The organism is Chryseobacterium sp. PvR013, assembly GCF_017833095.1.
Classification (GTDB): domain Bacteria; phylum Bacteroidota; class Bacteroidia; order Flavobacteriales; family Weeksellaceae; genus Chryseobacterium; species Chryseobacterium culicis_A.
Window position 1 is genome coordinate 3,324,437 of record NZ_JAFIBT010000001.1, and the last position, 20,082, is coordinate 3,344,518.

General features: G+C 37.4%; 19 protein-coding genes and 1 riboswitch. Of the genes, 2 read left to right on the forward strand and 17 right to left on the reverse strand.

The genetic code is table 11. The features are described from left to right. Window positions 1–2: 2 nt before the first annotated feature. Window positions 3–188, reverse strand: a riboswitch (cobalamin riboswitch). Window positions 189–280: 92 nt separating this feature from the next. The 16 genes from JOE44_RS15180 to JOE44_RS15255 all read right to left on the reverse strand — a co-directional run bounded on the left by JOE44_RS15180 (window position 281) and on the right by JOE44_RS15255 (window position 17,341). Further along, on the reverse strand, window positions 281–1,228 hold the full coding sequence (locus JOE44_RS15180) for a transporter (RefSeq protein ID WP_209786199.1): 948 nt from the start codon (window positions 1,226–1,228) through the stop codon (window positions 281–283). Window positions 1,229–1,240: 12 nt separating this feature from the next. Then, window positions 1,241–2,290 carry a cytochrome c peroxidase gene (locus JOE44_RS15185; RefSeq protein WP_209786200.1) on the reverse strand — a complete coding sequence of 350 codons (1,050 nt, stop codon included), beginning with the start codon at window positions 2,288–2,290 and terminating at the stop codon, window positions 1,241–1,243. Beyond that, on the reverse strand, window positions 2,283–3,113 hold the full coding sequence (locus JOE44_RS15190; protein ID WP_209786201.1) for an MbnP family protein: 831 nt from the start codon (window positions 3,111–3,113) through the stop codon (window positions 2,283–2,285). The genes JOE44_RS15185 and JOE44_RS15190 overlap by 8 nt, the downstream gene beginning before the upstream one ends. Before the next feature lie 186 nt (window positions 3,114–3,299). Then, entirely contained in the window at window positions 3,300–3,668 is a 369-nt protein-coding gene (locus JOE44_RS15195) for a hypothetical protein (protein ID WP_245169791.1), read from the reverse strand. Window positions 3,669–3,672: 4 nt separating this feature from the next. Further along, window positions 3,673–4,347 (reverse strand): superoxide dismutase, encoded by a 675-nt coding sequence (locus JOE44_RS15200; protein ID WP_105683287.1) that lies wholly within the window; start codon window positions 4,345–4,347, stop codon window positions 3,673–3,675. 187 nt (window positions 4,348–4,534) lie between these two features. Continuing rightward, the gene (locus tag JOE44_RS15205; RefSeq protein WP_209786202.1) at window positions 4,535–5,212 is read right to left on the reverse strand and encodes an SCO family protein; all 678 of its coding nucleotides are present in this window, start codon (window positions 5,210–5,212) and stop codon (window positions 4,535–4,537) included. Next, window positions 5,199–5,474 carry a YHS domain-containing protein gene (locus tag JOE44_RS15210; protein WP_209786203.1) on the reverse strand — a complete coding sequence of 92 codons (276 nt, stop codon included), beginning with the start codon at window positions 5,472–5,474 and terminating at the stop codon, window positions 5,199–5,201. The genes JOE44_RS15205 and JOE44_RS15210 overlap by 14 nt, the downstream gene beginning before the upstream one ends. A gap of 173 nt (window positions 5,475–5,647) precedes the next feature. After that, window positions 5,648–6,028 carry a hypothetical protein gene (locus tag JOE44_RS15215; protein ID WP_309511682.1) on the reverse strand — a complete coding sequence of 127 codons (381 nt, stop codon included), beginning with the start codon at window positions 6,026–6,028 and terminating at the stop codon, window positions 5,648–5,650. Window positions 6,029–6,336: 308 nt separating this feature from the next. Then, the gene (locus JOE44_RS15220; RefSeq protein WP_209786204.1) at window positions 6,337–6,603 is read right to left on the reverse strand and encodes a hypothetical protein; all 267 of its coding nucleotides are present in this window, start codon (window positions 6,601–6,603) and stop codon (window positions 6,337–6,339) included. A 201-nt stretch (window positions 6,604–6,804) separates the two neighbouring features. Then, window positions 6,805–8,787: a heavy metal translocating P-type ATPase gene (locus tag JOE44_RS15225; protein WP_209786205.1), complete on the reverse strand. Its 1,983-nt coding sequence runs from the start codon at window positions 8,785–8,787 to the stop codon at window positions 6,805–6,807. 45 nt (window positions 8,788–8,832) lie between these two features. Continuing rightward, window positions 8,833–9,252, reverse strand: coding sequence for a transcriptional repressor (locus tag JOE44_RS15230; protein WP_209786206.1), 420 nt, complete (start codon window positions 9,250–9,252; stop codon window positions 8,833–8,835). A 17-nt stretch (window positions 9,253–9,269) separates the two neighbouring features. Further along, entirely contained in the window at window positions 9,270–10,166 is an 897-nt protein-coding gene (locus JOE44_RS15235; protein ID WP_209786207.1) for a cation diffusion facilitator family transporter, read from the reverse strand. 16 nt (window positions 10,167–10,182) lie between these two features. Next, window positions 10,183–11,064, reverse strand: coding sequence for a bestrophin family ion channel (locus tag JOE44_RS15240; protein WP_209786208.1), 882 nt, complete (start codon window positions 11,062–11,064; stop codon window positions 10,183–10,185). A gap of 133 nt (window positions 11,065–11,197) precedes the next feature. Further along, window positions 11,198–12,427 carry an efflux RND transporter periplasmic adaptor subunit gene (locus tag JOE44_RS15245; protein ID WP_209789215.1) on the reverse strand — a complete coding sequence of 410 codons (1,230 nt, stop codon included), beginning with the start codon at window positions 12,425–12,427 and terminating at the stop codon, window positions 11,198–11,200. Between the two features lie 82 nt (window positions 12,428–12,509). Continuing rightward, a complete protein-coding gene (locus JOE44_RS15250) occupies window positions 12,510–16,871 on the reverse strand; it encodes a CusA/CzcA family heavy metal efflux RND transporter (RefSeq protein ID WP_209786209.1) in 4,362 nt (1,453 codons plus the stop codon). A 146-nt stretch (window positions 16,872–17,017) separates the two neighbouring features. Next, window positions 17,018–17,341 (reverse strand): DUF6660 family protein, encoded by a 324-nt coding sequence (locus JOE44_RS15255; protein WP_209786210.1) that lies wholly within the window; start codon window positions 17,339–17,341, stop codon window positions 17,018–17,020. A 156-nt stretch (window positions 17,342–17,497) separates the two neighbouring features. Here JOE44_RS15255 and JOE44_RS15260 point away from each other — a divergent pair, with 156 nt between their 5' ends. Together JOE44_RS15260 and JOE44_RS15265 are read left to right on the forward strand one after the other, a co-directional pair. Continuing rightward, window positions 17,498–17,971, forward strand: coding sequence for a hypothetical protein (locus tag JOE44_RS15260; protein WP_209786211.1), 474 nt, complete (start codon window positions 17,498–17,500; stop codon window positions 17,969–17,971). 94 nt (window positions 17,972–18,065) lie between these two features. Continuing rightward, window positions 18,066–18,389, forward strand: a complete 324-nt coding sequence (locus JOE44_RS15265) for a hypothetical protein (protein WP_209786212.1) — start codon at window positions 18,066–18,068, stop codon at window positions 18,387–18,389. 192 nt (window positions 18,390–18,581) lie between these two features. Here the strand turns inward: JOE44_RS15265 and JOE44_RS15270 are convergent, their stop codons facing one another. After that, window positions 18,582–20,075, reverse strand: coding sequence for a RagB/SusD family nutrient uptake outer membrane protein (locus JOE44_RS15270; protein WP_209786213.1), 1,494 nt, complete (start codon window positions 20,073–20,075; stop codon window positions 18,582–18,584). Window positions 20,076–20,082 lie beyond the last annotated feature (7 nt).

Genomic DNA, 20,082 nt, shown 5'->3' on the forward strand with positions numbered 1-20,082 from the left:
GCGTCAAACGATTATTTTCTGGCAGGTCTTCTGACTTACTCCATTTTTGAAATCCTTCCCATTAAAAAACAGTGGATATATTCTTCAAAAACCTTGGTGCGGAGCTTACAGCAGCGGGTCTGTTCCGGATTTTCACCGGATTCCCTTTTAAGAGCTTTTTAGGGCTCACCAAATTCCGGCAAAGATAAAAAATTATTCCTAACCCCCAATTAAAATAATGATTCATAAACAATTAAAGCTCCCGAAGGAGCTTTAACATGATTTTCAAAAGGGTTTTTATTTAAATCCCAATATTCAGGAAAATACTGAATCTTGATTTTGCTTCGATATCACCTCCTGCCAGATGGGTATACATAGGAAGCATGAGTTCACTTCCCAAACTCAGCCTTTTATAGGAGGCTTCAAATCCTAACTTTCCATACAAAGCGCTTCCGGCAGTATTGGGCAGCGCTTCATCAAACTGTTTGTTCTGGGCATACACTTCTCCCTGAACTCCGGTTTTCACTGAAAAAATGGATTTTTCATTTCCTGCAACCTGATAAAATCCCGTCGCTGCATAGTTCCATTGGTTTCCAAATCGGTAATTTTTCTTATTCTCCGTTTTGATGGTATAATCTGTATTCACCAACACAGCCACTTTATTTTTCTGAAACTTATAATTCAAAGCGGCCTGATAATCCCAGCTTCCTGTTCCCAGCTGAAAACTCGGATTAACGCCGGAAGCTCCTTTCTCATCGAATTTCCCCAAAGGGATTTTCACACCCAACCCTCCGCTTAAGTGGTGAAAATTATCTTTAGAACTCATCAGCTGATAAATTCCCATCAGGTTAAGATCCCCGATTCCATTGATTTTGATATCTCCCTGTTGGGTTTTCTTTTCATGGAAATGGAATGGCAGACTTGCATATACACTCAGTTTTTTAGTTAAAGGAATCTTTCCCCAAAGCTGTAAGGTATTGAAATACTGATCCTGTGTAAGATCTTTCACAAATAGGTTTTCTTTTGCTTTGTAATGCTGGGCAAAGTATTTGATTCCGATAAACTGTGGATTCAATAAAGACTCAAAGCCGGAAGAACCGTTTCCTGCAGCACAGCCACAGGCATCACAATCATCATCAAAATCAAATCTGCTAAAGCTGTCCGGAGCTATATATGCGCTATCTCTGATGGTTTTTGCCTGATATTGCCCAAACAGGATTAAACTTATTATTACTATAATCTTCTTCATGTTTTCTATAAATTATTCTGCAAATTTTGGATTGGATATAAAACTTTTATCTGATAATGTTTTCAGGAATGCAATGATCGACTGTTTTTCCTGACTGTTCATAGCAATACCTATATGCCCATTCTGTTTCAGCTGCGAATCCAGATTGGGATTATCTTCTACCTGATCAGAATAGAAATTAAGTACCGCCTCTAAGGTGTAAAATCTTCCGTCATGCATATAAGGTGCTGTATATTCTACATTTCTCAGACTCGGAACACGGAATTTCATCCAGTCTACCTGATTAAGAGTAACTCTGTAGCGCCCTGCATCTTTGAACTCGGTGTTATAATACATTCCTGTATTGCGGAAACTTTCATCGGTAAATAATTCTCCACTATGACAAGAGGCACATTTCTGACCGAACAAAGCCATTCCCTGAGATTCTGCTGAAGTTAGCTGCTCTTTTCCTTGTCTGAATCTGTCATATTTTGAATCTGCAGAAATCAGTGAAGCCATAAACTGTGACAGCGCTTTTAGAATTCTTTCTCCTGTAATCGTTTCATCTCCATAAGCTTCCCTGAAAAGTTTTTTATACTTCTGGTCATCTTTTATTTTTGAAATAGCTTCCGGTATAGAACTGTCCATTTCATTGATGTCTGTAATAGGGCTGATGGGCTGTTCATTAAGATTATGAATGACACCGTCCCACATATATCTTTTCAAAAAAGCCATATTCTGAATGGGTGGAGCATTTCGGATTCCAATTCTGTCATCTACCCCATGGCTTACAGTATGCCCATGATGGGTAAAAGCGTTTTCCTGAATATGGCAGAAACCGCATGAAATGGTATTATTCCGGGAAAGCTTTCCTTCGTAGAATAATTTTCTTCCCAATTCTACACCGTTTTTTGTCACCGGATTCGTTGATTTATCAAAAGTCATTTCAGGGAAATAAGAAGGAAACTGCAGATTATATGCTTCATCTTTTTCCAGCGGCTGTATCACCTCATCTGAACAGGAAATACAACTCAGCAGAAATACACCCAGAACCAGTATTGTTTTTACAAAAAAATTAATCATTATGAACGTGATCTACTTTAAACATTTTTGTAAGGTTATTGGTAACGTCTACCAGATGTTGATTTGAACCCATCAGCATATCATTAGTTGCGGTAAGGGTAAGCGCTTTATCTCCACTCAAAAACTGATTCAGATCTGCCAGAATATGAACAGAAGGGCGAATTTGTCCTGTTACTCTGGCTGTTGTTGGAAGATTCAACGTAATTTCACGATAAAGATCAGGGGTATTATTTTCTGTAGTATTTCCCATATTCCCTGTATGATTCATGAATTCCTTTGATGGAGAATCTGCTCCATACTTTCCTTCCAGTTTTACAAAAACATATCCGGCTGCCCATGACCATGACATCCCTTTCTGCTTGGCTTTTGTCCAGAATTCAGCTTGACCGTCCTGTCCCAATAAGTAAGCTTTCTGGCTGATTCCTAATCCGAACTTTATTTTTTTATAATTATTTTTCGGAATATCCTCCAGGTTGAGGTATATAATTCCGGCTACCGCATCAGCCTGATCTACGATGAAAGCACCTTTATCAGGGTTGTTTTCATTGTATTTAAATTCATTCCCGTTCTCGTCTATCAGGGAAATGTTACTGATTACATATTTTAAAGCAGAAAAATTATGTTTCTGTCCATTAGAAGAAGTCTGAACCGTTTGATTCAGGACAATATCACCTACATTATTAAATCCGTTTTCAAATTTAATCTGAAGTTTTCCGGGCGTAGTATCCTGTGGATTTTCATCATCCCTGTTGTTTTCGCAGGCTACAAAAGAGAATAAAGTAAAGGCAATAAAGAATAGTGATAAAAATTTATAAATTTTCATTGTTGATTTTTTTAAGTTGAATACAATCTTGAATGTGAAGACATTCTTTTTTTTACCACAAAAGGCACCAAAGCTCTTACACTTAAGGTATATCAAGTGGTAATTTTTATGCACAATAAGAACACCTAAGCATTTCTATTTATCTATGCTTTTGTGACTTTTGTGGTTGAATAGTGATCGTTTAACTTAAAAAACCGGTGGTTTGAAAATATGGGTAAGAAACAGAAAAGAATAGGCTGTTTCATAAGTGAAGTTGAAATTGAAAAACGGTTGTTTTTCAGTAGTAATGATCTCTGCGGTTTCAGGCAGGATATAGGTATCAAGGATTTTCTGTCCTGAGCTTTTGAGTTTCTGAAAAGGTGAAGATTCTGAATCATTGGTTTTAGCCAATTCTTTACTCAGGTAACATTTTCCGTTACAGTGAACCTCTGGCCTGGATTTATTAATACAGAGAACTTTAACGATATAATCATAATTTACAGCATACTCTATCACAGGCACTAAAGGTCTTAGCACCATGTAAAAAGTAAAAAGTATGCTGTAAAATAATTTCATCAGATTATTTCTTGCTTAAAGCTTCATCATATCTTCTGCTGATTTCTTTCCAGTTGGTAACGTTCCAGATCGCGGTAAGATAGTCTGCTCTTTTATTCTGATATTTCAAATAGTACGCATGTTCCCAGACATCAATTCCGAAGATAGGAGTTCCCTTCTCTTCCACCACATCCATCAAAGGATTGTCCTGGTTAGGGGTTGAAGAAACGAACAATTTTCCATTTTTATCTACGGAAAGCCATGCCCATCCTGATCCAAAACGGTCTGCTCCTGCTTTAGCCATTTTTTCTTTAAAAGCATCCATACTTCCAAAAGTTTCAGTGATGGCTTTTACCAATTTTGCAGAAGGCTGTGTATTCTTCTGAGGAGTAAGAACCGTCCAGAACAGTTCGTGGTTGTAATGTCCTCCTGCATTATTTCTTACTGCAGCGGGCAGTTTTGAAACATTGGAAAGAATCTGAAACAACGTTTCTTTTTCCTGTGGAGTTCCTGTAATTGCTTTATTCAGATTAGCGACATACGCTGCCGCATGTTTTGAATAATGAATTTCCATCGTTTGGGCATCAATATTCCCTTCCAAAGCATTATAAGCGTATGGTAAAGGAGTCTGCTTAAACTGAGCCAGTGTAAACTGGGCCGCGAAAACTGCAGTTACAGCAGCTATTTTCAAAATCTTCATAATGTTTTTGTTTATGGTTGAACAATGTTTTTTGCTAAGCTGGAAGATGGGAGATGGAGGCTGGAAGTAATGAATGTCATAACATAACTTCTTCAACTTCTATTGATTTCTATAGCGATCTAAAAACCGCTACAGTTTTATCGTCTGGAAGAACTTCCAGCTTCCAGCTTCGTGCTCCCATCTCCCTCTATTTCAATAATTTCTTAATATCCTCAATCAGAATTTCTCTGTCCGGATGGTATTTTCCGGTCAGCATAGGTGTTTTACCTTCCGGATCTTCATAATTCAATCCTGAATAATACAGAATAGGCATATTTTCTTTATTGTATCTGCATCTGATATTTCCATCCTGATCTACCAGGGCGATCATTCCGCTGTGGTTCAGGCTTTCTCCTTCATCTTCTTTGTCCCCCACATAGATATTAAATTTATCCGCGAGATCACCAATATAGGTACGGTCTCCGGTCAGGAAATGCCAGTTTGGAGACTTGGCTCCTATTCTTTGGGCATGTTCTTTCAGTGCAGATGGAGTATCATTTTCCGGATCAATGCTTATGGAGATAATACCAAAATTCGGATCATCGATCTGATTCTGAATAGCCTTCATATTGGTATTCATCACCGGACATATTGTAGGACATTTACTGAAGAAAAATTCTACGAGATAGACCTTTCCCAACATATCTTTATTGGTGATTTTTTTACTGTTCTGATCTGTCAGTTCAAAATCCGGAACTTTCATTACGGTATAAAGGCTTTTTTTAAAATACCCCATTCCGACACCGATTCCCAGGAAAAGCAATGCAAAAACCACAATGGGTATGATCACTTTACTTTTATTATTGGTCTTGTTATTTTTGGGCATATTTCTCAGGGCTTTTTTTGAATTCATCTTTGCAGTAAACACTACAAAAACCGTACGTTTTATTTTTATATACCGCTGTATCTTTCAGAGATCCGGCCGTTTTCATGTGGCAAATCGGGTCTTCTTCATTTACGACCTGTACATTTTCTATTTTCTTTCCGGAAGAATCCATGTGGCTTGCATGCTTTACCTGAGGCGTTTCCTTGGCACACGACAATAATGATATTGACAGCATTGCCGTCAAAATAAGAGGAGATTTCATTTTAATGTTAAATTGAAATTAATAATGATAAATTAACTTAGAACACAAAGCACAGCGTTATAAATTGTGGGAAATTAAACCCCAAATTTAATGATGCAAAGTGTAGTAATGACTTTTAATTGAAAGTTTCAGCACCTCCAATTCATAAACTAAAAATATAGTTTAAAATATAATTAAGCTAATGGAGGATGGAAAATCCTGGAAAAATATTCTGAAGAATGAGAATTAAAGTAACTTGAATCAGGAATCTCAGTAATCAATTCCGGGTTGAGTAGTGAAGAGAAGGAAAGGATATCATGAGAGATAAAGGCATCTAATCCTGCAATCTTTATGGTTTGAGAGCTATTGGACTGTTTTTCTGTTTTTGCCAGTTCTTTTTCTACATAGCATTTTCCCTTACATGTTGATTGTGGTACATTTCTGTTCTCACAAAGGTTTTTCACAATATAATCATAGTTCACCGCATAGTTTACCAATGGCAAAACGGGACGTAATGCAATGGTAAAAATGACGAATATGGAAATAAATAACCTCAACGATTTTTTCTCTGTCACAAATATACTACTTCAAAACTGTTTTATGTATAATTTATGATGAATGTCATTGATGGTTGTTTACTGTTACCCACAAAAATTATAAAACTGTGCCTGTCACCTGTATAATTTTATCCCGAACTTTGAGTAAGACTTTAGACCTAAATAAAAATTTAGTTCTTTATATACAATTTAATCTTGTTGATAAAAGCTTTGCTGATGTTTTTGGCAGAGCTTTTTTATGTTTTGTTGGGAATCAAAAGGTGCTAAAAATGTTTCCGAATACTTAATGTTTTTGAATAAGATTTTCAATCAAGAAGTAAACTTGCTTAAAATCTTTGATTTTCTTGCGTCCTTAAAAACAACACAATTTTTATCTTCTTTGCGCCTTTGTGTTTATCCAATAAAAAATCTATTACCTTTTTTGAATTATGTTTTGGTATGGTGTAATGTTGGAAACGCAAAGACGCAAGTTTTTTAATGTTTACTATTTTTTTAAGGCGCAAGGATTTTATCTCCGATAAAATTGCAATACTCGTTTGATTTATCTTTGTAGAGATTCCTACGGAATGACAAGCTGTGTGTATTATTTTCATAATTATTGTAATTGTCTAATTATCTGTCCTTGTTTACACGGAAAGTAGAGACAGTCCCTTTGTCACTCCGTAAGAGTTTCAATAGTATAATATGGATTTCAATAGAATGACTGATATGATGGGTAATTTAAAACAAAAGCTCTACTGAAAATCAGCAGAGCTTTTATTGAATATAATTGAGTTGTGTTTATTATTTGCTTTTTAAAATTTCATTCTTTGAATTCTTACCGCATTTAAAATAGCCAGCAAGGCAACTCCTACATCGGCGAAAACAGCTTCCCACATAGTAGCCAGTCCACCGGCACCCAGAATTAAAACCACTGCTTTTACGGCAAAAGCAAGAATTATATTCTGCCAAACGATTTTTTTCGTTTGTTTTCCGATATTGATTGCCATTGGGATTTTGCTTGGTTTGTCATCCTGAATGACTACATCTGCCGTTTCAATGGTGGCATCACTTCCTAATCCTCCCATTGCAATTCCCACATCACTTAAAGCAACAACAGGGGCATCATTCACTCCGTCTCCTACGAAAGCTACGGTTTGTTTTCTGGCTTTAATTTCTTTAACCTTATTGACTTTATCTTCGGGCAAAAGGTCTCCGAATGCATTGTCTATGCCCAACTGATCTGCTACATATTTCACAACGGTACTTTTATCACCGCTCAGCATTGTAGCTTTTACATTCATTTTATGCAGATTACCTACTGTTTCTTTGGCATCTTCTTTTATGCTGTCTGCAATGGTGATATATCCTGCAAACATTTTATCATAAGCCACTGCGATGACCGTGTACACAATATTGGCATGGTTAAGATCATAATTGATATTAAATTTATCCATCAGCTTAAAGTTCCCTACCAGAAGTTCTTTTCCGTTAATCGTTGCTTTGAGTCCGTGTCCTGCAATTTCTTCTACATTTTCTAATGGAATATTGTGGTTGATATCTCCTACATAATTGTGAATAGCTGTTGCCACGGGATGGGTACTTTTGCTCTCAAGAACATTCACCATCTGAAGGATTTCCTCTTTATTAAATTCAGAAGCCATACTTACTTCCTGAACTTTGAATACGCCTTCTGTCATCGTTCCGGTTTTATCCATCACTACATTCTGAATTTCTGCAATACTGTCCAGGAAGTTACTTCCTTTGAATAAAATTCCGTTTCGGCTTGCAGCACCAATTCCTCCGAAATACCCTAGCGGAATAGAAATCACCAATGCACAAGGGCAAGAAATCACAAGGAATATCAATGCTCTGTATAACCAGTCTCTGAACTGATAATCACTAACAAAGAAATAAGGCAGCAAGCAGATTCCAATAGCAAGAAATACAACGATAGGTGTATATACTTTAGCAAATTTTCTGATGAATAGTTCTGTAGGGGCTTTTTGAGCTGTTGCATTCTGAACCAGTTCAAGAATTTTACTCAGTTTACTGTCTTCATAGGCTGTATTTACTTTTACTAAGGCAATACTGTTCATATTGATCATCCCTGCAAGAACCGCTTCACCTTTATTTTTGGTATCGGGTTTACTTTCACCGGTTAAAGCTGCTGTATTGAATGAAGCTGAATCAGAAAGCAGTTCTCCATCGAGAGCCAGTTTTTCACCGGGTTTCAGCTGGATAACATCACTGATTTTGGCTTCTTTTGCTTTTATCGTTTTGGGCTGATTATTTTCTATAATGGTGACCTCATCAGGACGCTGATCCAATAAGGCTTTTATATTTCCTTTGGCTCTGGTAACTGCCATAGACTGGAATACCTCTCCTACTGCGTAGAACAGCATCACCGCTACGCCTTCAGGATATTCTCCGATGGCAAAAGCACCAATCGTTGCAATACTCATCAAAAAGAACTCTGAAAACACATCTCCCTTGATAATACTTTTATAAGCATCTTTCAATACCGGAAATCCTACAGGAATATAAGCTGCCAGAAACCATACCAGGCGCACCCAGCCTGCAAACCATGCAGGTTTTATATAGTTATCAAAGGCAATTCCCAATAATAAAATAACAAAGGATATAATGGCCGGAAGAAACATCTGAAAGACTGTCTGATCTCCGGAGTCGTGAGAATGATCACGGCCGTCGTGGTCATGGCCGTCTCCTTCTGCATGATTATGTTTGTGTCCTTTTGTATCTGGTTTTTCCGGGGTTGTACTACAGCATTTTTCCATAACTGAATATTTTTATACAAATTTAAAGGTGAGACTGATGCAATGCTATTGCAAACTTTCGAGACAATTTTCGCAGATTCCTTTGGCAAACAATCTTATTTCATCAATCCTGAAGTTGGTCTGTATGTTTTCAGGGAAGGAAATATCTTCTTTACAGGTTGTCTGCTTGCAGATTTTACAATAAAAATGGAGATGCCAGTCTTTATGTGTTTTTTCATCACAATCGTCTTCACATAACTTGTATTTTGTGGTGGTATTTTCCTGAATGCTGTGAACAATTCCTTTTTCTTCAAAGGTTTTCAGTGTTCTGTAGATGGTGATTCTGTCAGCATTTTCAAAATGATTTTCTATTTCAGAAAGGGATAAAGCAGCTTCCTGAGAGCTTAAAAAATCATAGACCAAAATCCTCATGCTTGTGGGTTTGGTATTTTTATCAATGAGTTTGTCTTCTATATCTTTTTTCATTGTACGCTTTTAAAGTTTTACAGATGTACTTCATTTTCTTCATAGCCTTCCTCTTCTATCTGAAAAGTGGTATGACTGATTTTAAAATTATTAACAGTAGTGTCTGTCAATGTTTTTAATAATTGATTCTGAGCATATGCCGCTTCTTTTACCACATGGGCACTCATTGCATTTACGCTTGATGTTAATGACCATACGTGCAGATCATGAATATTTTTCACTCCCGGAGTTTGTTCCAGAGATTTACGAAGTTCATGAATATCCACATCTTTAGGAGTTCCTTCAAGCAACACATTAATGGCTTCTTTCAACAGCCTCCATGTTCTTGGGAAGATCAGCAATCCAATTGCGGCTGAGATCAGGGGATCGGCATAATACCAGCCTGTTGTCAGCATAATTACTCCTGCAATCATCACTCCTACTGAAGTAAGCATATCTGAAAGGACTTCAAAATAAGCGCCTTTCATATTTAAGCTGCCTTCCGAGTCTTTTCTCAGAATCATCATTCCGACAATATTAACGATCAATCCGATCCCTGCTACAATCAGCATTGATTTACTTTGTACTTCCGGCGGATTTTGAAACCGCTTGTAAGCTTCAAACAAAACATAGATCGAAATTCCCAGTAAAACAACCGCATTGATAACAGCTGCGAGTATTTCGGTACGATAATATCCGTAAGTTCGGGAAGGATCTGCTTTTCTTTCTCCTATTTTGATGGCTATAAATGCCAGCAACAATCCTACCACATCTGTCAGCATATGAGCTGCATCTGCCAGTAACGCAAGACTGTTGGTAACAATTCCTCCTATCACCTCAGCAATGAGATAGGTTCCGCTAAGGCAGAGTACGATAAGGAGGTTCTTTTTATGTCTGCTTCCTGCAGAAACGGTTTGTGTTGGTGTGTTTTCCATATTGTGTATGGTTTAATTACATTTCATAATAAGATGTATTTTCTTTTTTGGGTGGAACATTCTGCTCACCAATCATTTGTCTGATATTAATCTCTATGGTTTGTGCCAGAGAAGTCATTGGCGTATCTACAGGGCTATTTTCAAAGGGATCCTGCATAATGATTGATGTTTTTTCAATCGCAATGAATGTTACCGGAACCAGGAAAGTAATCGCAATTTCAACTGCCAGCTGTGAATCATCAAGTCCAAACGGAAGTATCGCTGCAAAAACATAAATCAAAATATGGACTAAAACACTATAAGAACGTGGAAAAACCGTATTCTTCAACCTCTCACATTTTCCCATACTGTCGCAAAGTCTTGTAATGATATCATTCAGCTGCATCTGTTGAAAATCGGTCAGCCCTTTGGAAGCGGCAATTTCTTTCAGCTGTCTGGAGTGTTCATCCAGAATAGCATTGGGAATATTCACCGCTTTTATCTTATGCTGATCGAGATATTGCTGAACTCTTTCAGAGAATGGCAATTTTCTGAGGGCTTCTCCCAGCGCGTAAGTCCAGATGATTTGTCTTTCGGCAAAATCTTTTACTGTTTTATCTTCTCCCGCCGGCATAAACTGAATGATTAACCTTACAAAAGTCCGGGAATCATTCACAATAGCTCCCCAAACGGTTCTGGCTTCCCACCATCTTTCGTAGGACTGGGAAGTACGGAAAGCCAGCAGTAAAGACACTGCCGTTCCCAGCAATGCCGGAATATTCAACGGCAGTGAAATTTTACGAAACCATGGCAACATATCCAAAAGACCGATGGCTACAGCGAATATTCCGATAAACAGAATTTGGCTTTTTATTTCACGGATGAAATACCAGACTGATATTTTTTTGTTTAATAACATAATCGGGTTATTTATTAAAATTAGGGTAGATAATCTTTACCTCTTTCCTGCCGCTTTTATTCAATAAAAAATTCCGTAAACAGCTCTAATTTAAGGATAATAATCGACATTTTACTGGCTCCAGCTACTTTCATTAATGCTCGTGTTCCCCGGAATTCACAAGTTTCGCATTCACGAAAAATGCTCCTTTCACTACTATTTTTGCATTGTCCGGAATATTTCCTACCGCAGTTATCGCCGTATATCCCATATCAGAAGTTCCTTTTACCACTTCTATTTTTTCAAAGTTTAAAGTTTTCGGATGAGGTTTTCCTTTTTCATCATGTTCTTCCTCTACTTTTTTATCAGTCTGAACAAATACAAAGTATTTACCATCTGCTTCTACGATGGCTTCGGTAGGAACTGCAGGGGTTGTACTTTTATCGAGGCTTACAATTCCGGTGATATTCATTCCATCAATCAGACCGGATTTATTTCCGATTACTTCGCAATGCATAGAGATGGTTTTGCTTTCATTTTCAAAAGAAGATCCTATGCTGTAAATTCTGGCATCATATTCTGTTTCCGGATTATTGGTCAGTTTAAAATGAACAATTTGCCCAACTCTCATTTTGGGAAGATCTTTTTCAAACACCTGAAGATCGAGATGAATGGAACCGTTATCAATTACGGTTGCAACCGGAGAAGAAATATCTACATAACTTCCAATCTGTGCTGTGATACTGCTGATCGTACCATTGATAGGTGCTGTGATAACCAAACCTGATCGCATATTTCCATTATTTACTTTCCCCGGGCTTATTCCCATCATCTGTAGCTGTTTTAACAGGGAAGCTCTTTTTGTTCTTAATGTTTTCAGTTCAGCATCAGCACTTTGAAGGTTTTTCTTGGCTCCGGCATCATTATCAAAAAGTTCTCGTTGTCTTCTGTATTCCTGTTCGGCATACGTTATCCTGCTGTTGGTTGTCAGATAATCTTCCTGAAGCTGAATGTATTCCGGATTGGCAATGGTAGCAATCACCTGTCCTTTTTTTACAATACTTCCTACCTGAATATTGATGGTTTTGATGATCCCTCCGTACAGGGAAGTGATGGTTGCTTTATTACTGTTGGGAACACTCAGCAATCCATTTGCTTTAATGGTGGACGTAAGCTCTTTCATTTCTACAGCTCCCAAAGCTACTCCCACAGACTTCATCTGATCTTCCGTGAGTGAAGCTATCGTTTGTGGAGCTTCTTCATGTGCCGCCTCTTTCTGTTCTGTTTTTTCAGGAGCTTTTTCTTCTGCAGCTTCTTTTTTTCCACAACTTATTAGCAATAGTGAAATCAGGATAAAAGGAATGATATTATATTTGAGTTTCATAAGTAAAAATGTATTTTGTCTGATGCCGTATGCCATCATTTTCATGGGTCTGGCAGAAAATTTTGATAACAGCGCTTTCATATTATTTATTAATGATTGAATTGATGATTACAACAGATTGATTCACCTGCTGGATAGATTCCAGATATTTTAACTGAATATTGGTAGCCGTTTGCAGGGCAAAAAGATATTCTACATAAGAAATTTCCCCCGTTTTATATCCTAATTGAGCAGCCTTTACAATTTTCTCTGCATTGGGCAGTGCCTGGCTTGTATAATAATCATACTGCTGAATATCCTGCTGGTACTGACTAAAAGCGTTTTCTAATTGAGCAGCAAGTTGTTTCTTCTGCATTTTGACATTGGTTTCCGCAACCTGTCTGTCATATTCCAATGCCTGAATTCTTGCTTTCGTTGCTCCAAAGGTCAAAGGAATTGCTACTCCTACGGTTGCCGACTGAAAACGTTTTCCCGAGTTATAAAAATTTTCCTGTCCGTTGATGGTATGAAGGCCTATCAAAGATTGATTGGTATATCCTAAGCTGAAATCTGGCAGTCCAAGAGATTTTTCTACTTTCTTATTTTTCTCAGCAATTTCCATTTCCTGGTAAAAAGCTCTTACAGACGGATTGTTGGCCACCACGGCACTGTCTAGTACATTTTCTGCTTTTAGAGGAACATAATCTTTATTAAACGGAACTTCAAGATCTTCTGATGTGTTCATCAAAGTCTTTAAATTCTTATAGGCATTATTCAGAAAGACTTCATTTTGTCTGAGCAGCAGATCAATTTCTCCTTTCTGAGTTTCCGCTGTACTGATTTCAATCTTTTTGATATCACCCGCCTTGAATCTTACGGTTGCAATTCTGATGAATTCCTCATAATATTTATCCAGACTGGTCAGCTGGGCTTTATTATACTGAAGATATTCAATCTGATAATAATAGGTACGAACCTGTTTTATCAGTTCATTCGCTGTGATTTCTTTATCAATCTGCTTGCTTTTAATATTCTCAGTAATTACATCTTTTCTTGCTTTAAAAAGGGTAGGAAAAGGAATGCTCTGTGAAATCGCAAACGACTGGTCAAACTTTGGACTGTTGTATTGTCCCAGCTGAGCTTCAAAGCTTAATTTAGGAAGCTCTTTCGCAGTTGCCCTTAATGCTTCAGCAGACTTAATGCTTAAGTCTTTTGACTGTAAGGTTAAATTATTATTAACTGCCTGTTTTACCGCCTGTTCTACAGAAACCGGTCTGGACTGCGCTTTAAAAGTTTGTCCCAGCATCATGAATCCTAATACCAGAACTACTGTAAATGTTCCCGGATTATTATTTTTTCTTTTCAAAATTTTTGTGTTAAAAATGATATACAGCATTGGCAAAACAAATAGCGTAAGGAATGTAGCCGTCACCAGACCACCAATCACCACTGTGGCAAGAGGTTTCTGTACTTCTGCTCCGGCTCCGGTGGAAATAGCCATCGGTAAAAATCCTAATGAAGCCACTGTAGCGGTCATTAATACAGGTCTTAATCTGGTTTTTGTTCCTTCAAATACTCTTTTCAAAATATCTGTTTCACCTTCTTTTTCTAACTGGTTGAATGTTCCGATCAAAACAATTCCGTTCAGTACTGCCACTCCAAAAAGGGCAATAAATCCAATCCCTGCACTGATACTGAATGGCATATCTCTTATTAAAAGGGCAAATACTCCACCAATAGCACTCATAGGAATCGCGGTAAAAATCAATGCAGCCTGTTTGAATGAGCGGAAAGTAAAATACAACAGCATAAAAATAAGAAGCAATGAGACCGGAACAGCGATCATCAGGCGTTTGCTTGCTTCCTGCAGGTTTTCAAACTGTCCACCATAGGTAAAGTAATATCCGGAAGGCAGTTTCACTTTATCCAGTTTTGCCTGAATATCTTTCACCACACTTTCCACATCACGGTCTTTTACATTAAATCCGATAACTATTCTACGTTTTCCTTGTTCACGGCTGATCTGTGCCGGACCTAATTTATAACTGATGTTAGCCACCTGTGACAATGGAATCTGTGCTCCGGTGCTGGAGGTGATCATCAGGTTATTTACATCCGAGATATCTGTTCTGTGAAGACTATCCAGACGGACTACGAGATCAAAACGTCTTTCGTTTTCAAAAACCTGTCCGGCAGCTTTTCCTGCAAAGGCTGTACTTACGGCATTGTTGACATCTTCGATATTCAATCCATAATTGGCGATTCTTGTTCTGTCATATTGAACATTAATCTGCGGAAGGCCACTCACTCTTTCAATCTGAGGCGCTGTAGCCCCATCTACTGTCTGAATAATTTTTCCCACCTTATCTGCATACACAGCTAATGAATCAAGATTCTCTCCGAAAATCTTTACAGCAACATCCTGTCGGATTCCTGTCATCAATTCATTGAAACGCATCTGGATAGGCTGGTTTTTCTCAAAGAATACACCCGGAATCGTTTCCAGTTTCTCACTGATCTCATCTGCCAGTTCGTCGTAAGATTTCTTGGTTTTCCATTCGCTTTGTGGTTTCAATACCACAATCATATCGGTTGCTTCAGGCGGCATCGGATCCGTAGGAACCTCAGCAGAACCGGTTTTCCCGACTACCATTTTCACCTCATCAAACTGTTTGATAATTCTTGATGCCTGCATGGAGGTTTCTATACTCTGGCTCAATGAACTTCCCTGCGGTAAAATACAGTGAAATGCATAATCTCCTTCCTGCAGCTGAGGAATAAATTCACCACCCATATTTTTAAAAATAAACGCAGAGATAAGAAAGACTACAGCCGTTGCTGAAACAATTGCATATTTCACTTTTATTGATTTCTGTAATAATGGCTGATAAATCTTTTGCAGGCTATTCATCATTTTATCAGAGAACGTTTCTTTGTGAGATATTTTCTTAGATAAAAACAGAGCGCTCATCATTGGAATGTAGGTCAGAGATAAAATTAAAGCTCCTAAAATGGCAAATCCTACTGTTTTTGCCATTGGAGTAAACATTTTCCCTTCCACACCGGCCAAAGTAAGAATCGGGATGTATACGATAAGAATAATGATTTCCCCGAAGGCTGCACTGCTTCTGATCTTTGATGCAGAAAGAAATACTTCTTCATCCATCTCAGACTGCGTTAATGCACGGGCAGATTTCCTCACTCCTAAATGATGCAAGGTGGCTTCTACAATAATTACCGCACCATCCACAATCAATCCGAAATCTATTGCCCCAAGGCTCATCAGGTTGGCACTTACTCCAAAAACATTCATCATTCCCAGCGCAAACAATAAGGAAAGCGGAATAGCAGAAGCCACGATAAGCCCTGCTCTAAGATTTCCAAGGAAAATTACAAGTACGAAAATAACGATCAGTGCTCCTTCAACAAGGTTTTTCTGTACGGTATTGATGGCTCTGTCTACAAGGTCTGTCCTATCCAGAAATGGTTCTATAATAACATCATTGGGAAGAGATTTCTGAATGGTAGGAATTTTTGCTTTGATATTGTTTACCACTTCATTACTGTTCGCTCCTTTCAGCATCATCACTACTCCACCTACGGCATCTACTTTTCCGTCATAGGTTAATGCACCGTAACGAACGGCACTTCCTAAACGAACATCAGCAACATCTTTGATAAAGATCGGAACACTTCCTGTTTCATTTTTAACTGCTATGTTTTTGATGTCTTCAAGGGAGGTTACTAACCCTATACCACGGATAAAATAAGCATTGGGCTTTTTATCAATATAAGCTCCTCCTGTATTCTGATTGTTTTTTTCAAGCGCTGTAAATATTTCAGTAATACTTGTTCCCATTGCTTTTAAACGATTGGGATCAATAGCCACTTCATATTGTTTTAATTCTCCTCCAAAACTGTTGATTTCTGCAACACCTGGTGTTCCGTTCAGCTGTCTTCGAACGATCCAGTCCTGCATGGTTCGGAGTTCTTTGGCATTGTATTTCTTTTCGCTTCCTTTTTTAGGGTGAAGAATATACTGATATACTTCTCCAAGACCTGTACTTACAGGGGCCAGCTCAGGAGTTCCTACTCCTTTTGGAATTTCTTCCACTGCATTTTTCAGCTGTTCATTAATGAGCTGTCTCGCAAAATACACATCTACATTTTCTTTGAACACCACTGTAATCACAGAGAGCCCGAATCTTGAAATACTTCTTGTCTCCTGAATATCGGGAACATTGGCAATGCTTTGCTCAATGGGAAAGGTAACCAGCTGTTCTACTTCCTGTCCCGCCAGTGTAGGACATACGGTAATGATCTGCACCTGATTGTTGGTGATATCCGGCACAGCATCTATTGGCAATCTGGTGGCACTCCACGTTCCCCAGATGATCAGTACCAGGGTCATCAACCCAATGATCACCTTATTTTTAATACTGAATTTTATGATTTTATCTAACACGATTTTTAGGTAATTTTTATTGAAAATGAATGCACACAGCATAAAATACTGCAGCAAAAATATCCTGAAAACCTCTGCAATGGTATTGCAAAGTTTCAAGCACAGTTAAATATTAGAAAGCATAACTTTCTAAAAGTCAATAAAAATTAAATTTTAGGAGGCTGCCAGATAGGGTCGTAAATCTGGTAAGCAAAGTCGTTTTTGTGAAATAAGATCTTCTTCGAAAAGTAAGCAGGAATCTGCTCAGGAATCTCCAATAAAGTATCCATTTTAAATGCTGAAACCGTCATCTGGCAGCAGCTGCATGCACACAGTGGAGAACAGATATCTCCTTTTTCTGTAGAATGAACGCCATGAATACTTAATGAGATCTTGTTATCTCCTGAATTCAACGGATGGGACGTGTCTTCACATGGCATCAATGATAACGCCATGAAATAAAATGCAAGTATCCATCTTAAGAGGTTCATTGTTACAAAGGTAGAGATTTTTTCTAAAATGGGTAAAAGCTTTGGTTGTTTTATAGATTATTATTCTTATCAAAACTAATAAAATACCATTCCAATTATTATTTGTTAGCTTTGTATTTCACAAAACCACTAGTTCCAATACCTCTATTAATCTGAATGAGTCTGTTCACATCAAAAATATTTTTCACAGCTTGTCTTTGCTTCATCATATCATCCTGTGAACAAAAAGAAGTATTGGCCAAAGACATTTCCATTGAAACAGAAAGCAGAAACCTGTCAACTCTTAAAGGCACGGATATTTATAATACCCTATTATATACCGAACCGGACACTTCAGATACCCTCCGATTCAAACTTACAGAGCGGGATTGGATTATTTTAAAAGAAAGTTTTGAGAAGCATCAGCTCTACCTGATTGACAACACTACAAAAATTGGGGAAAGGGCACATTCCATTTACATGTCGCATAAGATTAAAATCAAAACCAACAAAAGGCTCTTATCTGTACAGTATCGGTTCTTCATTGGGGAAAAGGAAAATTTTGATGGTATAAAAAGTGAAAAATTTAAAAAGTTCCTAAAGACTTTTGATTCTTTGGTATATTACAGATCAGAAAAACATATGGATTAATCCGAATATAATGAAGAATATCAAATACTTAGTTTTCGTATTATTGTTTATTAGTATTATAATTTATAATAATTCAAACTCATTCACTGATGAAATGAAATCCGATTATTTTCCTATGGAAATGAAAGGAAAGATATATGATATTTCTCGAATAAAAGGTGGGTCCCTATATTTAAATATACATACTGATTCCAAAGATGATGGAATCAGTATTAGAAATTCAGATTTTGTTTTGAATAGTATTAAAAAGCAATTTTATTTCCGAAAATTCTCAAATAGTAATCAATGCTATATTATAAAAGGTGACAGCATTATGTATTTTGATTGTTATATTTTTTCAAAAGAAGACTCTGTTAAGATAGGAAAAATTAAAGGATGGAAACCAACTATCACCAACCAATGGTTATTAAAAAAATAAACAATACCCCCTTAATAACAGATAGACAAACTTAGCTTTTAAATATAAAATCTCCATTCTATTAAAAAACATAAACCACTCTTTAGTAAGAGTAGTTTTTATTATTTATACTTAAACTATCTTTTATTTTAAAATAAAAAAGCCACCGCAAAAGCAGTGGCCAAAAAATCAATCTAATTATAAGTATGTTCCTTATAAATTCGGGTTATTTTCAGCTTCTCTCTGTGGAATACTGAATAAATAATAATTGCTGTTGGGTGTGAAAGCAGATTTATCCGGGAAATCAAGAACAGAATGCCCTCTACCATCTACAGTTTTCACTGCTCCTTCTGGTGTAGTAATCTGAACTTTTATCGGTTTACCATCAACATCTACAAACGGTTTTCTTACCACCGTTCCTTGCGTTCTGATAATATCTGAAAGGGAGAAACCCTCTCCAAACAATTCTTTTCTTCTTTCAATCAAGACTGCTGCTACAACCTCATTCTGTGATAATGAACCATTATAAATATTGGCATTTCTGGCCGATTTCAACTGATTCAGAACAGCTACTGCCTGAGAGACATTTCCAGTTCTGGCTTCAGCTTCGGCTTCGATCAGATACATTTCTGCAGCTCTCATGTACACAATATCTGCAATAAGGGTTGGTTTAAATTTAAACTTAGCATACCTCAGCAATCCTTCTCTTCCTTTCTGCCCGTCCCATGAAAATAGTTGGGATCTGATATCATTGCCATCAAAAAGATCTTTAAAGTAAGGATCCGCCATAAAGCTGTAATAATAACTTCCTGATGAAGATACATCCAGATAATGGAAAGCATAACTTGCGTCAGACTGTTCTTGCGTCTGTCCGTGTCCCCAAATCCATTCTGCATTGTTGATATCATTGAAGCCATCTTTATATTTTTCCGGAGCCATCAGCGGAAAACCTTCTCTTGCAATTTTTGCAGATGCAGAAGCTTTACTCCACTCACCTGTATTCAGGTAAGTTCTTGCCAAAAGACCGTTCACTACAGCACGGTTGATTTTATCCTTGTTATTTCTCGTATAAGTTTTCAATAGGTTATCTGCATCAGTAAGATCACTTTTAATCAAAGTATAAATTTCTTCAAGACTTGCTCTCTTCTTCCCTACTGTAGCTGTTGTGGATGGCTCAGTATAAATTGGAGCTGTCAAAGCCGACTTATCTTTCAAATAGCTGAACTGATAAAAGCTTGCCAGATTCAGATAACAGAAAGCACGTAACGCTTTTGCCTGACCTTTCACCTGATTTTTTTTCTCCTGACTGCCCTCCGTTCCATCAATTCTTGTAATCACATTGTTCATATTATTAATGGTGGAATACAACATCGTCCAGATAAATAAAGGTCTGCTTGCTGTACTGTTTACCATTTCAGTAAATCCATAGGTTGAAGCAAAACCATATTTATTAGTCAATACAGCCACATCACTTCCCATCGCATCACTGGCTCTTAAAACTGTGGAATAGCCGATATTGGCATACGTTGTTCCGTCGTTATTAAATTTCGCCCAAGTACCGTTTACAACAGTTTCTGCACTTTCAGCTGTTTTGAAAACCTCTACACTGCTAGCCTGATCAGTTGGAGCGGTATCCAGATCATTTTCACAGCTTGACAGTGACAAAAATCCGATGAGCGCAAATGATAGATATTTTAATTTTTTCATTGTTTCA

Excerpts from the sequence above, each read along its gene's own strand:
- JOE44_RS15190 (WP_209786201.1), bottom strand. The coding sequence starts at position 3,113 with ATGAAAATTTATAAATTTTTATCACTATTCTTTATTGCCTTTACTTTA.
- JOE44_RS15235 (WP_209786207.1), bottom strand. The coding sequence starts at position 10,166 with ATGGAAAACACACCAACACAAACCGTTTCTGCAGGAAGCAGACATAAA.
- JOE44_RS15195 (WP_245169791.1), bottom strand. The coding sequence starts at position 3,668 with ATGAAATTATTTTACAGCATACTTTTTACTTTTTACATGGTGCTAAGA.
- JOE44_RS15270 (WP_209786213.1), bottom strand. The coding sequence starts at position 20,075 with ATGAAAAAATTAAAATATCTATCATTTGCGCTCATCGGATTTTTGTCA.
- JOE44_RS15265 (WP_209786212.1), top strand. The coding sequence starts at position 18,066 with ATGAAATCCGATTATTTTCCTATGGAAATGAAAGGAAAGATATATGAT.
- JOE44_RS15180 (WP_209786199.1), bottom strand. The coding sequence starts at position 1,228 with ATGAAGAAGATTATAGTAATAATAAGTTTAATCCTGTTTGGGCAATAT.
- JOE44_RS15220 (WP_209786204.1), bottom strand. The coding sequence starts at position 6,603 with ATGAAAATAATACACACAGCTTGTCATTCCGTAGGAATCTCTACAAAG.
- JOE44_RS15225 (WP_209786205.1), bottom strand. The coding sequence starts at position 8,787 with ATGGAAAAATGCTGTAGTACAACCCCGGAAAAACCAGATACAAAAGGA.
- JOE44_RS15255 (WP_209786210.1), bottom strand. The coding sequence starts at position 17,341 with ATGAACCTCTTAAGATGGATACTTGCATTTTATTTCATGGCGTTATCA.
- JOE44_RS15240 (WP_209786208.1), bottom strand. The coding sequence starts at position 11,064 with ATGTTATTAAACAAAAAAATATCAGTCTGGTATTTCATCCGTGAAATA.
- JOE44_RS15230 (WP_209786206.1), bottom strand. The coding sequence starts at position 9,252 with ATGAAAAAAGATATAGAAGACAAACTCATTGATAAAAATACCAAACCC.
- JOE44_RS15245 (WP_209789215.1), bottom strand. The coding sequence starts at position 12,427 with ATGAAACTCAAATATAATATCATTCCTTTTATCCTGATTTCACTATTG.
- JOE44_RS15200 (WP_105683287.1), bottom strand. The coding sequence starts at position 4,347 with ATGAAGATTTTGAAAATAGCTGCTGTAACTGCAGTTTTCGCGGCCCAG.
- JOE44_RS15210 (WP_209786203.1), bottom strand. The coding sequence starts at position 5,474 with ATGAAATCTCCTCTTATTTTGACGGCAATGCTGTCAATATCATTATTG.
- JOE44_RS15260 (WP_209786211.1), top strand. The coding sequence starts at position 17,498 with ATGAGTCTGTTCACATCAAAAATATTTTTCACAGCTTGTCTTTGCTTC.
- JOE44_RS15185 (WP_209786200.1), bottom strand. The coding sequence starts at position 2,290 with ATGATTAATTTTTTTGTAAAAACAATACTGGTTCTGGGTGTATTTCTG.
- JOE44_RS15205 (WP_209786202.1), bottom strand. The coding sequence starts at position 5,212 with ATGCCCAAAAATAACAAGACCAATAATAAAAGTAAAGTGATCATACCC.